The organism is Streptomyces sp. NPDC086077 (assembly GCF_040686175.1).
In the GTDB taxonomy this organism is placed as follows: Bacteria; Actinomycetota; Actinomycetes; order Streptomycetales; family Streptomycetaceae; genus Streptomyces.
The window spans coordinates 1-14,570 of the sequence record NZ_JBFBJT010000074.1; the positions used below are offsets into that span (position 1 = coordinate 1).

General features: G+C 71.1%; 15 protein-coding genes and 1 pseudogene. 9 read left to right on the plus strand and 7 right to left on the minus strand.

The genetic code is table 11. The annotated features are described in order from the left end of the window. The 3 genes and pseudogenes from AB0O67_RS21585 to AB0O67_RS21595 form a co-directional block, all read left to right on the plus strand. A pseudogene (locus tag AB0O67_RS21585) lies at positions 1–103 on the plus strand (TetR/AcrR family transcriptional regulator); the annotation flags it as partial. A 139-nt stretch (positions 104–242) separates the two neighbouring features. After that, positions 243–470: a DUF3107 domain-containing protein gene (locus tag AB0O67_RS21590; protein ID WP_073940165.1), complete on the plus strand. Its 228-nt coding sequence runs from the start codon at positions 243–245 to the stop codon at positions 468–470. A gap of 220 nt (positions 471–690) precedes the next feature. Continuing rightward, the gene (locus tag AB0O67_RS21595; protein WP_365452369.1) at positions 691–960 is read left to right on the plus strand and encodes a hypothetical protein; all 270 of its coding nucleotides are present in this window, start codon (positions 691–693) and stop codon (positions 958–960) included. 114 nt (positions 961–1,074) lie between these two features. On the opposite strand, the gene AB0O67_RS21600 is transcribed toward AB0O67_RS21595, so the two are convergent. Next, positions 1,075–1,842 carry a ferritin-like fold-containing protein gene (locus AB0O67_RS21600; protein ID WP_365452423.1) on the minus strand — a complete coding sequence of 256 codons (768 nt, stop codon included), beginning with the start codon at positions 1,840–1,842 and terminating at the stop codon, positions 1,075–1,077. A 353-nt stretch (positions 1,843–2,195) separates the two neighbouring features. Between AB0O67_RS21600 and AB0O67_RS21605 the strand changes: the two genes are divergently transcribed. Both AB0O67_RS21605 and AB0O67_RS21610 read left to right on the plus strand, forming a co-directional pair. Beyond that, positions 2,196–4,703 (plus strand): DEAD/DEAH box helicase, encoded by a 2,508-nt coding sequence (locus AB0O67_RS21605; RefSeq protein ID WP_365452371.1) that lies wholly within the window; start codon positions 2,196–2,198, stop codon positions 4,701–4,703. Positions 4,704–4,850: 147 nt separating this feature from the next. Continuing rightward, positions 4,851–5,726, plus strand: coding sequence for an alpha/beta hydrolase (locus AB0O67_RS21610; protein ID WP_365452372.1), 876 nt, complete (start codon positions 4,851–4,853; stop codon positions 5,724–5,726). A 40-nt stretch (positions 5,727–5,766) separates the two neighbouring features. Here AB0O67_RS21610 and AB0O67_RS21615 read toward each other — a convergent pair whose 3' ends face one another. Further along, positions 5,767–6,663 (minus strand): NYN domain-containing protein, encoded by an 897-nt coding sequence (locus AB0O67_RS21615; protein WP_365452425.1) that lies wholly within the window; start codon positions 6,661–6,663, stop codon positions 5,767–5,769. A gap of 223 nt (positions 6,664–6,886) precedes the next feature. Here AB0O67_RS21615 and AB0O67_RS21620 point away from each other — a divergent pair, with 223 nt between their 5' ends. Beyond that, complete coding sequence (locus AB0O67_RS21620) at positions 6,887–7,039, plus strand: hypothetical protein (RefSeq protein ID WP_094057445.1); 153 nt, start codon at positions 6,887–6,889, stop codon at positions 7,037–7,039. Between the two features lie 73 nt (positions 7,040–7,112). Here AB0O67_RS21620 and AB0O67_RS21625 read toward each other — a convergent pair whose 3' ends face one another. From AB0O67_RS21625 to AB0O67_RS21635, 3 genes are all read right to left on the minus strand, one after another. Further along, on the minus strand, positions 7,113–7,718 hold the full coding sequence (locus AB0O67_RS21625) for a MarC family protein (protein ID WP_365452373.1): 606 nt from the start codon (positions 7,716–7,718) through the stop codon (positions 7,113–7,115). A 57-nt stretch (positions 7,719–7,775) separates the two neighbouring features. Beyond that, positions 7,776–8,633 (minus strand): PHP domain-containing protein, encoded by an 858-nt coding sequence (locus tag AB0O67_RS21630; RefSeq protein WP_365452375.1) that lies wholly within the window; start codon positions 8,631–8,633, stop codon positions 7,776–7,778. A gap of 144 nt (positions 8,634–8,777) precedes the next feature. Beyond that, positions 8,778–9,419, minus strand: a complete 642-nt coding sequence (locus tag AB0O67_RS21635; RefSeq protein WP_365452377.1) for a DUF6758 family protein — start codon at positions 9,417–9,419, stop codon at positions 8,778–8,780. Between the two features lie 163 nt (positions 9,420–9,582). Here AB0O67_RS21635 and AB0O67_RS21640 point away from each other — a divergent pair, with 163 nt between their 5' ends. Beyond that, on the plus strand, positions 9,583–10,794 hold the full coding sequence (locus AB0O67_RS21640; RefSeq protein ID WP_365452379.1) for an MFS transporter: 1,212 nt from the start codon (positions 9,583–9,585) through the stop codon (positions 10,792–10,794). 64 nt (positions 10,795–10,858) lie between these two features. Here AB0O67_RS21640 and AB0O67_RS21645 read toward each other — a convergent pair whose 3' ends face one another. Continuing rightward, positions 10,859–11,443 carry a suppressor of fused domain protein gene (locus tag AB0O67_RS21645; RefSeq protein ID WP_365452381.1) on the minus strand — a complete coding sequence of 195 codons (585 nt, stop codon included), beginning with the start codon at positions 11,441–11,443 and terminating at the stop codon, positions 10,859–10,861. A gap of 480 nt (positions 11,444–11,923) precedes the next feature. Between AB0O67_RS21645 and AB0O67_RS21650 the strand changes: the two genes are divergently transcribed. Further along, a complete protein-coding gene (locus AB0O67_RS21650) occupies positions 11,924–13,039 on the plus strand; it encodes a magnesium and cobalt transport protein CorA (protein WP_365452383.1) in 1,116 nt (371 codons plus the stop codon). Positions 13,040–13,061: 22 nt separating this feature from the next. Further along, on the plus strand, positions 13,062–13,580 hold the full coding sequence (locus AB0O67_RS21655; protein WP_365452385.1) for a hypothetical protein: 519 nt from the start codon (positions 13,062–13,064) through the stop codon (positions 13,578–13,580). 40 nt (positions 13,581–13,620) lie between these two features. Here the strand turns inward: AB0O67_RS21655 and AB0O67_RS21660 are convergent, their stop codons facing one another. Continuing rightward, a complete protein-coding gene (locus AB0O67_RS21660; RefSeq protein WP_365452387.1) occupies positions 13,621–14,379 on the minus strand; it encodes a hypothetical protein in 759 nt (252 codons plus the stop codon). Positions 14,380–14,570: the final 191 nt, after the last annotated feature.

Below are 14,570 nucleotides of genomic sequence, written 5' to 3' on the forward strand. Positions count from 1 at the left end.
TCGCAGCGTGCCGCGCGACCAGGCGGTGCAGCTGCTGGCCTCGCTGGCCTGGCGGGGCATCGCGGGCTTCCCGCTGCACGGCAACGAGCAGCAGCACCACTGACGCCCGCGCGTTTGTTCCCGTCGGGTGTTCGCTCCTGGCGTTCCCGCGTGGAGCGTGCGCGTCCCCTCACCGGGCTAATGTGTGCTGGGTACGGCGCGGACGCCCGCGCACTTCACTGACCGTTCGGAGGGACATAGCCGTGGAGGTCAAGATCGGCGTTCAGCACGCGCCGCGCGAGATCGTGCTGGAGAGCGGTCAGAGTGCCGAGGAGGTGGAGCGCGTGGTGGCCGAGGCGCTGGCCGGCAAGTCGCAGCTGCTCAGCCTCGTGGACGAGCACGGCCGCAAGGTCCTGGTCCCGGCCGACCGTCTCGCGTACGTCGAGCTCGGTGAGCCGGCGCCGCGCAAGGTGGGCTTCGGCGCGCTGTAGGCGGACGCCGCGGACAGCAGCAGACGGGAGGGCTCGGAGGCTCGCACAAGTCTCCGAGCCCTCCCGTTTCGGCTTCTCCTTTTGACCGTTTGCGACGCGTCCCGCACGGATTCACAAACAGAGCACACCTCCCGCACAGGGGAGGATTGCATTCCGCAGGTCAGGGGTAAGACGGGCTACGACCGTTTCGGGCAGACCGGCCATGTGGGAGGACCCTGACATGCTCCTGGAAGCACTCAGCTCCGCGATCCTCGGCCTGGCTCTGTCATGGGCCTACGCCGCTCGCCTGCCGCACCGCCTTCCGGCTCGTCACCTGGTCCTGTCGACCGGTGTCGCCGGGGCCCTCTTCGGCGCCTTCCTCACGCACAGCGCGCTGGAAGCCGGCGGCGTCCTGCTGGTGCTCCTCGGCGCGGCGATCGTCTCCGTCGCGTCCCTCTCCCTGCTGCTGCGCCCGGCGGGAAGACTCCGCCGACGATCGGCGACGGCCTGAGCCGCCGCCGCGGGAGCGGCCGCCCGTAGGGCCGCCGCCCCGCGGCCCAGCCGGGAAGGGCCTGGTCCTCGCGGTCAGGACCCTGCCTGGCCCGGACCCACCCGTCGACGACAGCTACGCGGCCAGCCCCAGAGCGGCCATCCGCTTGGTGTGCGCCTCGGTGATCCGGGAGAACATCCTGCCGACCTCGGCGAGGTCGAAGCCGTCGGCGACGCCGCCCACCAGCATCGTGGACAGGGCGTCGCGCTCTGCCACCACCCGCTGCGACTGGGACAGAGCCTCACCCATCAGCCGTCGCGCCCACAGCGCGAGCCGCCCGCCCACCCGCGGGTCGGCGTCGATCGCCGCACGCACCCGGTCGACGGCGAATCCGGCGTGACCGGTGTCGTCCAGCACGGCGAGCACCAGGGAGCGGGTGTCGGCGTCCAGCCGTGCGGCCACCTCGCGGTAGAAGTCGCTGGCGATGGAGTCGCCGACATAGGCCTTGACGAGCCCCTCCAGCCAGTCCGAGGGCGCCGTCTGCCGGTGGAAGCCGTCGAGCGCGGCCACGAACGGCTCCATCGCGGCGGTCGGCTCCTCACCGATCTCGGTGAGCCGGCCACGCAGCCGCTCGAAGTGGTGGAACTCCGCCGACGCCATCTTCGCCAGCTCCGCCTTGTCCTCCAGCGTCGGTGCCAGCTTGGCGTCCTCCGCGAGCCGCTCGAAGGCCGCGAGCTCCCCGTACGCGAGCGCCCCGAGCAGGTCCACGACCGCGGCCCGGTACTGCGGGTCGGCGGAGGCGGTCGCCCAGTCCTGGGCGGCGACCCCGGTGTGTGCGGCGGCGTCGGCGTCGGGGGTCTCGGCGGCGTGCTCAGGCTTGTCAGAGGTCGTCATGGAGCGCACAATAGCCCGCTCGCCCCGGGGCGGAAGTCCCTGGTCAATCAGTGTGACCACGACGACGCGAATGACCATGTGGGCAAGTGTGACGATGACTACGTGACCGAATCGGCCATCGCATGTGCACGATTCCGGGGTATGGTGGTAATGCGCCTGCTGGTACGACGACGTCTTCGCCGTAGCTCGACAGGCCGCACGTATGAGGATGCCCGGTCGGAGGCCCGATCGGCTCCGACCCGACAGCCCTCCCTGACCGTACGGCACTGTGCGTACGACGATCGGAGGGACCCCCTCAGCGGTACGAACGCTGGAGCGTTGGCAGAGGTCCCGTGTCCTACGGCGCGCCCCTACGGCCGTCGATGTCCCCGGCACGGTCCGACACGACCCCCGCGCTCGCCTCGTACCGCGCACACAGAAGAGGCAGCACCCTGACTACGACGTTCCGAGAGCTCGGGATCCTCCCCGAGACCGCCGAGGCCCTGGAGGCCGTCGGCATCGTCACCCCGTTCCCCATCCAGGAGATGACCCTCCCCGTCGCCCTTTCCGGCACGGACGTCATCGGCCAGGCCAAGACCGGCACCGGCAAGACGCTTGGCTTCGGCCTTCCGCTCCTCGAGCGTGTCACCGTCCCCGCCGACGTCGAGGCCGGGCGCGCCAAGCCCGAGGCACTCACCGACGCCCCGCAGGCCCTCGTCGTCGTCCCGACGCGCGAGCTGTGCACGCAGGTCACCAACGACCTGCTGACCGCCGGCAAGGTGCGCAACGTGCGCGTCTGCGCGATCTACGGCGGCCGGGCCTACGAGCCGCAGGTCGAGGCCCTGAAGAAGGGCGTCGACGTGGTCGTCGGCACCCCGGGCCGCCTGCTGGACCTGGCTGGCCAGAAGAAGCTCGACCTCGGCCACATCAAGAGCCTGGTCCTCGACGAGGCCGACGAGATGCTCGACCTGGGCTTCCTGCCCGACGTCGAGAAGATCATCAACATGCTTCCGGTGCGCCGCCAGACGATGCTGTTCTCGGCGACCATGCCGGGTGCGGTCATCGGTCTGGCCCGCCGTTACATGTCGCAGCCCACGCACATCCGCGCCACCGCGCCGGACGACGAGGGCGTGACGGTCGCGAACATCTCGCAGCACGTGTACCGCGCGCACAACATGGACAAGCCCGAGATGGTCGCGCGCATACTGCAGGCCGAGGGCCGTGGTCTGGCCATGGTCTTCTGCCGCACCAAGCGCACCGCGGCCGACCTGGCCGACCAGCTCAAGCAGCGCGGGTTCGCCTCCGGCTCGGTCCACGGCGACCTCGGCCAGGGCGCCCGCGAGCAGGCGCTGCGCGCCTTCCGCAACGGCAAGGTGGACGTCCTCGTCTGCACCGACGTCGCCGCCCGCGGCATCGACGTCGAAGGTGTGACGCACGTCATCAACTACCAGACGCCGGACGACGAGAAGACGTACCTGCACCGCATCGGCCGTACGGGCCGCGCGGGTGCTTCGGGTACGGCGATCACGTTGGTCGACTGGGACGACATCCCGCGCTGGCAGCTGATCAACAAGGCGCTGGAGCTGAAGTTCAACGACCCGGTGGAGACGTACTCCACGTCTCCGCACCTGTTCGCCGAGCTGAGCATCCCCGAGGGCACCAAGGGCGTCCTGCCGCGCTCGGAGCGCACGCGCGCCGGGCTCGACGCGGAGGAGCTGGAGGACCTGGGCGAGCCGGGCGGCCGCGGTGCGCGCGGTCGCGGTGCCCGGGGCGGCCGCGAGGCGTCCCGCCCCGCGCCCGACCGCGAGCGTTCCGACCGTACGCCGAGGCGCCGCCGGCGGACGCGCGGTGGTACGCCGCTGGACGCGACGCAGACGCCGGAGACCGCGACCGCCGAGGCGACCACGGAGGAGGCCGCCGGGCCGCGCACCCTGCGCCGCCGGCGCCGCACCCGCGCGGGCGCCTCGCAGGCGACGGCCCCGGCAGTGGTCGAGTCCCCCGTGACCGAGTCCCCCGTGACCGAGGCCGCCGAAACCGCGGTGACGACGGCCGAGGGCGCCGCCACCGTGGACGGCGTGGACAGCGCGGAGGGCCCGGCGAAGCCGCGCCGCCGCCGGACGCGCAAGTCGGCCGAGGCGCAGTCCGCTCAGGCCGTCGAGAGCGTGGCCGCCGTTACGCCTGTCGAGGCCCCGAAGGCCGCCGAGGCAGCGGTCGACACGGCCGAGGGCACCGAGGCCAGGCCGAAGCGCACCCGTACCCGCAAGGCGGCAGCCGCCGCACCCGAAGCGGTCGCCGAGAGCGCCGAGACGGTGGTCGACACCGCCGAGGGCGCCGAGGCCAAGCCCAAGCGCACTCGTACCCGCACCCGCAAGGCCGCGGAGCCTGCCCAGGCCACCGACGCCCCCGAGGTCACCGTGCCCGCCCAGGCCGGCGAGGCGGTGGTGACGCCGGAGGCGGAGGCCAAGCCGAAGGCGCGCCGCACCCGCAAGGCCACGGCCGCCGCCGAGGCAGCGGTCGACACGGCCGAGGGCGCGGAGGTCAAGCCCAGGCGCATCCGCAAGGCGACCGCCACCACCGAGGACGCCGAGGCCAAGCCGAAGCGCACCCGGAAGACGTCAGCCGCCGTGGCCGAGGCCGCGGTGGACGCCGCCGAGGACGCCGAGGCCAAGCCCAGGCGCACCCGCAAGACCGCGGCCGCCAAGGCCGAGGCCGCGGTGGACGCCGCCGAGAGCGCCGAGGCCAAGCCCAAGCGCAACCGGACGCGCAAGGCGACCGTCCCCGCCCCGGAGGCGACCGCCGAGATCCCGGCGCAGGCCACGCAGGAGCCGGAGGCCAAGCCGCGCCGCCGCACCCGCAAGGCCACGGCCGCCGCGGAGCCCGCGGACGGCTGATCACGGCAACCTGACGGCCCGGTCCCCCTTCCCGTGGGGCCGGGCCGTCGGCGTTCCGGCTCAACCGTCTTGCCGCCCCTCCCCGTACACCCCACCCGCTACGCTCGCCGCCCCTCCCCGTACACCCCCACCCGCTACCCTCACCCCGTGACCACGCCCGCCGCCCATACCCCACCCCCCGGCGCCCGCGCCTACCCCCTGCCCACCGCACGAGGTGACTTCGCGGTGGTGGACGTACCGGTCGCCCCCGGCGTCGCGCCGCGCGGCACGGCCTTGCTGATCCCCGGATTCACCGGCAGCAAGGAGGACTTCCGCCTGATGCAGGGGCCGCTCGCGGCGCGTGGGTACCGTACGGTGGCCGTGGACGGCCGGGGACAGTTCGAGTCGGACGGGCCCGAGCACGACGAAACGGCTTACGCCCAGCCGGAGTTGGCACGTGACGTCCTCGCGCAGGCCGAGTCCCTGGGCGCTCCCCTGCACCTCCTCGGACACTCCCTGGGCGGCCAGATCACCCGCGCCGCGGTCCTGCTGGACCACTCCCCCTTCGTCTCCCTCACCCTCATGTCGTCGGGCCCGGCGCAGATCTCGGTGTCCCAGCAGCAACGCGTGAAACTGCTGCGGGACGCGCTCGCCGTGATGACGATGGCCGAGGTCTGGGAGGTGATCCAGTCGATGGGTGCTCCCGAGGAGGTCGGCGGTCCGGCTCGGGGCATCGGCGGTCCCGAACTGCTGCGTCGCCGCTGGCTGGGGAACAAGCCCGCACAACTCATCGCCACCGGCCGCCAGTTGGCCACCGAGCCGGATCGCGTCACCGAACTCGCCGCGGTGCCGCTGCCGTTCCACGTCCTGTCTGGCGTGCGGGACGACACCTGGCCGCTGCCGCTCCTGGACGACATGGCCGTACGGCTACACGCGCACCGCACGGTCGTCGAGGACGCCGAACACTCGCCGAACGCGGAGCAGCCGCTCCAGACGGCCCGTGCGATCGCAGACTTCTGGGACATGACCCACACGACGGACTAGCCATCACTGACCACCGGTGCACGACGCGTGCCGCCGCCCGTCAGTACTGCGTCTGCAGATGCTCCCAGAACCCGTCCCGCAGTGCCCGCCGCAGATCCGCCTGTCCCCGCAGCGAGTACTGCAGCAGCCCCTCGGCCTCCACCAGCAGATCCTGGTCCACCGACCCGGGCAGATACGGATGCCCCGGCAGCAGCTCCACCAGCGACTCCCGACCCCGTGCCGCCAGCCACTTCGCCGCGATCTGCGCACCGACGAAGCGGACGGCCTCGCGGGCGGGCCGCACGGCGGTGGCGGGCTCGTAGGCGGCGGCCGTGCGCCGGGAGACGTACGGCTTGAAGAAGTCGAGGTCGAGGGTGCGCTGACTGTCGACCTCCCACAGCAGCGGCTCGGCCTGGTTACGGCCCTCGGGTGCCTCGATGCCCCACAGGTGCACCCGCGCCCCGTACCCCTGCGCCGCCTCGACCGCCGAGACCAGGTCCTCGTCGCCGCCGAGCAGGGCCGCGTCGCTGATGGCGCGGTGCCGGGCGAGGGACTCCAGGTCGGTGCGGATCAGTGAGTCGACGCCCTTCTGCTGGTTGTTGGCGTTGAGGTTGCCGAGGCGGACCTTCACGTCCGGCAGCTCGGCGATGGACTGCTGCTCGGTGGTGTGGATGCGGCGGCGGGCGCCGTCGTACCAGTAGACCCGCAGCAGCCGGCTGTCCGCGAAGATCTGGCGGGCCTTGTCGATGAGCGCCTCGATCAGGCCCTCGGCGTCCAGGTCGAAGGCGCGCCGGTCCTCGGTCCCGGACACCAACCGGCCCGCGGCCGCGTACAGATACCCCGCGTCGACGAAGATGGCGTGGGTCGAGGGTGTCTTCGCCACCTCGGCGAGCATGCGCTGAAGCAGCTCGTTCGTGCGGTCGATGCGGGCGGACAGAGCCGCGAGGTCGTCGTTCATCGCCTCCATTGTCCCGTTGGTCACGCTGCGAACACAACTGGTCCCGGTTAGTCTCAAGAGAGCTGCTTACCGTTCAGTATTTAGACGTTCGAAAAATTTCCTTAGCGTAGGGAATGTTTGTAACCCACTCCCTGTTGCATACGTATGGAGCCGGAGGCACCCCGCCTCTCGCGCCACCACCAGTAGTTCTCCTCAGGAGGATGACCAGACGAAGGGAGAAGCCATGCGCTTCGAAATCATGCGACTCGACGACGTGGACGGCACGCCCGTGGACACGACCGTCGTGGACGCCGCCTCCGTCAACCGGATCGTTCAGCAGGCCGCCGCCATCGGGCAGCGACTCTGGATCCGCCCGGCCGAGACCACGGCCTCATAACAGCGGATCCCCACTCGAAGCTTCAGGACCCCGCACGGACACGCCGTACGGGGTCCTGCTGTGTCCGCGGGGCTCAGCTCCCACGGATCACCTGGGTCACCCCGTTGACGACCTGCTGCACGGCGATCGCGGACAGCATCATGCCCGCAAGACGGGTCACCAGGACCACGCCGCCGTCCTTGATGACCCGGATGATCAGCAGCGAGTACCGCATGACCAGCCACAGCACGACATGGATGGCGAGGATCGCGGCCCACACCGACACCTGGAGGCCGACGCCGTCCGCCTTCTGCACGGCGAGGATGACAGACACGATCGCGCCGGGCCCGGCCAGCAGCGGCATGCCGAGCGGTACGAGGGCGACGTTGACGTCCTTCGTCTGCTGGGGCTCGTCGGTCTTGCCGGTGAGCAGGTCGAGCGCGATCAACAGGAGCAGCAGCCCGCCGGCGATCATCAGGGCCGGCACGGAGACATGCAGGTAGTCGAGGATCTGATGCCCCAGCACCCCGAACACGGTGATCACGCCACCGGCGACGCAGACGGCCTGGAAGGCCATCCGCCGCTGCACCTTGGCGGGCCGTCCCGCGGTCAGGGCGAGGAAGATCGGAGTGATCCCGGGGGGATCCATGATGACGAAGAGGGTGAGGAAGAGCGAGCCGAAGACAGCGAGGTCGAACATGAGAGAGCTACAGGCCTTGCGATGGGGTGACGGAGGTGAGCGTGCGGGGTGTGCGCCTCAGGCTCCGCCGGTGCCCGGCACCGGGAACGCGCCCGTCGCCCGGCGGGTGATCTCCCCGTACACCTCGGGGTCGGTCGCGTACTCGCCGAGCGCGACCGTCTTGCGGCTGCCGTGGTAGTCGCTGGACCCCGTGACCAGCAGCCCGAGCTCCTTGGCCAGGCCACGCAGCCGTGCCCGGGTGTCCGGGTCGTGGTCCATGTGGTCGACCTCGAGGCCGTCCAGCCCGGCGGCGGCCAGCTCGGCGATCACCGACTCCGGCACCGTACGCCCGCGCTTGGCGGCACCCGGATGCGCGAACACGGCCACTCCGCCGGCGCCCTTGATCAGCCGGATCGCCTCGAAAGGATCGGTCTCGTGCTTGCCCACGTAGGCCCGCCCGCCGTCGGCCAGCCAGTCCTGCGTGAAGGCGTCGCCCACACTCGGTACGACACCCAGCTCGACCAGCGCGGTCGCCACATGCGGGCGGCCCACGGACCCTTCGCCGGCGATCCGCGCGACCTGCTCCCAGGTGACCGGCACGCCCAGCTCGTTCAGCTTGGCGATCATGCCCTTGGCCCGCGGCACCCGGTCGTCGCGCACCAGCTCACGCTCGGCGAGCAGCGCGGGCTCCTCGGCGTCGAAGAGATAGGCCAGCATGTGCATGCCGATACCGTCGGTGCGGCAGGACAGCTCGGCTCCGGTGACCAGCGTGAGCCCCTCGGGCAGCGCCTCGATCGCCTCGGCGTGTCCCCGGGTCGTGTCGTGATCGGTCAGCCCGACGACGTCCAGCCCGGCAGCGGCGGCATTCCGCACCAGCTCAGCAGGGGTGTCCGTGCCGTCGGACGCGGTGGAGTGGGTGTGCAGGTCTATTCGCACGACACGGCTCCAGGCGGTCACTGAACGGACGGGACACCCAAGGATAGCGGGTGATCCGGTACCCCTCTGTCACACCCGCAACCGGGGTGCACCCCCTACACGCGGACCGGGCCGGGACCGCGAGGCTGCACGGGGAACGGCCCGCTACGGGTGCAGCAGGCGCGGCGACAACGCTCCGCACGGCACCAGCTCGACCTCCGCGCCCGCGTCCCGGACGTCCGTCAGCACCAGCTCGTCGTACATCAGCAGCCCGGACTGCTCCGGCCACACCACGGCCCACAGCCACAGCCCCCGGGCCTCCCCCGCGAACACCGCCCGGTCGTCCGGCGCCCCGGTGACGTGCCACAGCGGGGTTGGCCGGCCCGCGGCCAGCACCTTCGCCTGGGGCGGCTTCTCGACGTTCATGTACGGCCCCGGGTCCGGGCCGTCGATCCCCGCGTACCGCGCACCGAGACCGACGCCGAGTTCCTCGGCGACCAGGACGAGTTCACCGATGCCGCCGAGCGGCCCGGGCCCCGAGCACGCCACCGCGGTGGCACGACCACCGCTGCGATCGTCACCGGCACAGATCACGCCCGTGAAGAGCCAGCCGACCGGCAGGGGCCACGGCATCCACACCGGCACCTGCGTGCGAGCCACCACGACACCGAGGGCCTCGACGCTGGGCGGGATCACGGGCTGCAGCGGATGCACCGTGCCGTGCACATCGCACTGCCAGGTATCGGCGAAGAGTCCGGGAGCCCTGACCCGGCCACCACACTTCGGGCAACTGGGTTCGCCCCTCATAGGGCTCCACGGTCCTACCCCTTCTTCGCCACGTCAAGGACGATCACCCGTCCGGGCGGAACCGGCACCGCAAACCATTAGGTGTATCTTGCATTAATTAGCCACCCTAATTTAATGTGTGCAAACGCCAACCATCTCAACCGTCAGCAAGGGAGCCCCAGGCATGCACAGCAGCACGGGAGTCCTACGCCAGCCAAAGGCGGTCTGGGCCACCGCCGGCGCCTCGGTCGTCGCCTTCATGGGTATCGGGCTGGTCGACCCGATCCTGCCGTCGATCGCCAAGGGCCTGGACGCCACCACCAGCCAGGTCTCGCTGCTCTTCACCTCCTACTTCCTGATCACCGCGATCGCGATGCTGCTCACCGGCTTCGTCTCCAGCCGTATCGGCGGCCGCAAGACGCTGCTGCTCGGCCTCGCCCTCGTCGTGGTCTTCGCCGGCCTGTCCGGCACCTCCGGCTCGGTCGGCGAACTCGTCGGGTTCCGGGCCGGCTGGGGACTGGGCAACGCGCTGTTCGTCTCGACGGCCCTCGCGGTCATCGTCGGCGCGGCGGCGGGCGGCAGCGCCGCGGCGATCCTGCTGTACGAGTCCGCGCTCGGCCTCGGCATGGCGTGCGGGCCGCTGCTGGGCGCGCTGCTCGGCGACGCCAACTGGCGCTACCCGTTCTTCGGCACCGCGTTCCTGATGGCGGTCGGCTTCCTGTGCATCACGGTGTTCCTGAAGGAGCAGCCGAAGCCGGCCCGCCGGACCTCGCTGCTGGACCCGCTCAAGGCGCTCGGCCACGGCGGGCTCGCCTCGGCGGCGACATCGGCGTTCTTCTACAACTACACGTTCTTCACCGTGCTGGCCTTCACGCCGTTCGTGCTGAACATGAGCCCGTACCGCTCGGGCGCGGTGTTCTTCGCCTGCGGCGTGCTGCTCGCCGTCTTCTCGGTACTCGTCGCCCCGCGGATGCAGGCGCGGTTCGGCTCGCTGAAGGTGCTCGGCGGCTCACTGCTGCTGCTCGCGGTCGACGTCCTCGTCCTCGGCTACGGCGACCACACCACGGCCGTCGTCTGCACCATCCTGTCCGGCGCCTTCATCGGCGTGAACAACACCGTCTACACCGAGCTGGCGCTCGGGGTGTCGGACGCGCCACGCCCGGTGGCGAGCGCGGGCTACAACTTCGTGCGGTGGTTCGCGGCGGCGGCCGCGCCGTTCCTCGCGCCGAAGATCGAGGAGTGGAGCGACGTGCACGTCCCCTTCGTGGTGGCGGCGGTCACCGCGGTGCTGGGCGCGGCCGTGGTCGCCGTGCGACGCCGGGCGCTGACGGCGAAGGCGCGGGAGCTGGAAGTGCGGCACGCCACCGAGGACGGTGTGGGCGTCTTCGCCAACTGACCGCTCCCGGGCGGACTTTGGTGAGCTTCCTCACGCCCCTCGCGCACACCGGTGCGCCCTTCGGTCAATCCAGCGCCACCGACTTGCGGGACGGGTCCCGCAGGTCGGTACCGTGCGTGAGCCAGCGTTCCTGGAGGGCCTGGGCGCCGTGCACGCGCTTCCAGGCGGCCTCGTTCGGGGTCATCGGGAGCAGCGGCAGGAAACGGACCGGGTCGCGGGGGTCGTCCAGTTCCAGGTCCTCGACCAGGCCGCCCGGCTCGGCGACCAGGACCGAGGTGAACGGGGCGCCCGGCCACAGCGGTTCGCCGACGTCCAGGGAGGCGCCGGGGGCCACGACCACGCCCTCGACCTGCGGGGACGCCGCGAGGACGGCGAGCGGCCGGAGCACCTTGTCGGTCTCGGCGAGCCCGGCCCGTACGGACAGGACCAGTTCGGCGCGCGGGCCCTTGACCAGGTCGGCGAGGACCGCGGTGGGGTCCGCCATGGGCTGCGCGGACATGCCGAGCGTGGCGTAGCGGACGAGGTCCCCCTCCTGGAAACGCAGTACCTCCATGCGGTCGGTACCGAGGAAGGTGACCGCGGCGCGCGCGTCCGGTTCGCCGAGCGCGGAGCGCAACCGGGCCTCGACCAGGGGGAGAACATCAGCCATGCGCCGAGCATAGAACTCGTCAGTACCAGGCAAAGCAGCGCCTTGACACTTCGGTCTGCTGATACTCTTGCCCGGTGGTTCGGGGCAGCACGCAGAAGCGTCGCGATCAAGTCCCGACGCCGACGACATTCCCTTACGAGGGACCGGCCGGAGGAGGTGGGGCTGCAATGGACCGAAGTCGACCGTGCAGTACCACCCGCTCTTCCGGCCGCTGATGTTGCTCTGGCTCTGGCCTGCCGCCACCTCTCGCATGCGCGTCTCCTGCGTTGTCCGCTGAAGAGCACTTCGTTCCGTTTTGCCTCTGCCTGATCTGTATGACCTGCATCAGCAGCTGAATCAGTAGCGAAGTTCGCCACCGCGACGGTGCGGTGCTCCCCGCTTTGTGGACGTGCCAAACCTCCGCAGTCAGGACGTCCCCATTCCGGGCAGTTCCACCCGGCGCCCGCGGCCTCTCGCTGCTCGCCTGCGAAGGAGTCTGCCATGTCGATGATCCGTGACCTCCGTGCCGCGGTCCGCCCGTCGCGTCCCGCACTGCGCAAGGACACCGGGGCGTACGACACGACCCGCGACCCCCAGACCACCACCGCCGTCGTCGACTGCGCCGTCTACCGCGACGGCGCCCGCGTCGAGACCACGGGCCCGCTCACCCCGCACGAGGCGATGCGCCGGGTGCGGCGCGACGGCGGCTTCGTGTGGATCGGGCTGCACGAGCCCACGGAAGCCGAATTCGCAGGTATCGCCGGCGAGTTCGGGCTGCATCCACTGGCCGTCGAGGACGCCGTCCAGGCCCACCAGCGCCCGAAGCTGGAGCGCTACGACGACTCCCTGTTCACCGTCTTCAAGACCATCCACTACGTCGAGCACGACGAACTCACCGCCAGCAGCCAGGTCGTCGAGACCGGCGAGGTGATGTGCTTCACCGGCCGGGACTTCTTCATCACCGTCCGGCACGGCGGCCAGGGCTCGCTGCGGGCGCTGCGCCACCGGCTGCAGGACGACCCCGAACTGCTCGCCAGGGGCCCCTCGGCGGTGCTGCACGCCATCGCCGACCACGTCGTCGACGGCTACATCGCGGTCGCCGACGCGGTGCAGGACGACATCGACGAGGTGGAGACCGAGGTGTTCTCGCCGGGCCGCAAGGGCGCGCCGCGGGGCGTCGACGCCGGGCGGATCTACCAGCTCAAGCGTGAGGTCATGGAGTTCAGGCGGGCGGTGCAGCCGCTGATGCGGCCGCTGCAGCTGCTGAGCGAGCGGCCCATGCGGCTGATCGACCCCGACATCCAGAAGTACTTCCGCGACGTCGCCGACCACCTCGCCCGGGTGCAGGAGCAGGTGACGGGCTTCGACGAGCTGCTCAACTCCATCCTCCAGGCCAATCTCGCGCAGGCGTCGGTCGCCCAGAACGAGGACATGCGCAAGATCACGTCCTGGGCCGCCATCATCGCCGTGCCGACCATGGTGTGTGGCGTGTACGGGATGAACTTCGACTACATGCCCGAGCTGCGCTGGAGGTTCGGCTACCCCATGGTGCTCGGCATCACGGCCGTGATCTGTTTCGGCATCCACCGGACGCTGAAGCGCAACGGCTGGCTGTGAGCGGCCTCGCTACGCTGCTCCCATGACTAGCGAGCTGCTCGACCAGGCCCTCGTCGAGGAGGCCACGAAGAAGTCCGGCCTCATCTGGGTGCGGGGTGCCGGGGCGCCGGCCGCTCGTGCGCTGTGGCATGTGTGGCACGAGGGTGCCGCGTGCGTGGTCGGCGACGGGCCGGGCGAGCAGCCGCTGCCGGGACTGGCGGACGGGGGCGCCGCCGAGGTGACCGTGCGCAGCAAGGACAAGGGCGGGCGACTGGTCGCCTGGACGGCGCGGGTGGTCGAACTGCCGTCCGGGTCCGAGCGGTGGGAGGCGACGGTCGCCGAACTGAAGGGCAAGCGCCTCAACGCGCCCGACGGTGAGGCGATGCCCGCGCGGTGGGCCCGGGAGTGCCGGGTGGTGCGCCTGGAACCGACCGGCACTACCTCGCCGCTGCCGGACGGCTCGCTGGCCGAGGCGCCGCTGCCGACACCGGTGACGACACGTGAGCCGATCCCCGCCGGGCTGCCGCGTCTGCTCCTGAGGAAGAAGCGGAAGCGCTCCTAGCGAGCGACGCCCCCAGGGGAAGTGGGGCGCTGCCGACGCCCTACGACGTCGGGAGTTGCTGGCCGTAGTCCACCGTCTTGTCCTTGGCGGGCGGCTCCAGGGGGAAGTCCTTGCCCCAGTCGGAGAAGGTGAGGGTGCCCGCGCCTCCCGCGCGGACGAGGCGCAGCGGGTACGGGCGGCCTTCCAGGGAGACGTCCAGGGTGCCCCCTGAACCCTTGTCGCCGGTGATGCGGACGGTGCGCACGCCGGACTCCTCGTGGCGACCGTCGGTCGCGAGGGCGCCGTGCAGGGTCAGCAGGCTGCCGAGCAGGACGTCCTTGTCGGTGAATCCGCTGAACCGCTTGTACGAGGGATCGCCCTCCGGCACCTTCACGAACTTGCCGTCGAGCTTGTCGGCCGCGGCGGCGTCGGACTCGCCGCCCTCGCCTTCGCCCCCGCCGTGGCTCCAGAACTCCGCGTCCGCCATCAGGAACAGCTTCTCCCCGACCCGCAGCAGCTCGAAGGTCGCTCCCTCCGCGCTCACCGACCCGGTGCCACCGTCCGCCTTCAGGCGCATGTCCAGCTTGTACGTGCTGCCGCCCGCGACGACCGTCCCCGACAGCCGTACCGCCTTCGCGGACTCGGCCGCCGTACGCGTCGTGGCCTGGATCTTCTCGGCGGACAGCTTGCCCACGCCGTTCGTGCCCGCGTCCGGGTCCTCGCTGCCACACCCGGTCAGCCCCGTCCCCGCCACAACCAGCGCGCACATCGCGCTCACCAGAGTGGTCCGGCGCATACGGCCCTGGCGCATCGCAGTCACAGGTGGTGTTGCCTTTCCGACGTCGGTACTTCAGCGGCGTAACGCAGCGTACCGGGGTGCCGGGCGGCCCACGGAGCCAGTCCGTGCGGACCGCTCACCAGGGCGGATCCGATCGGGACGGGCTAGCCTGAAGCCCATCCGAGCGAGCAATTCGACACAAGCGGAGCAAACGCAACGAACGGCAGGAAAAG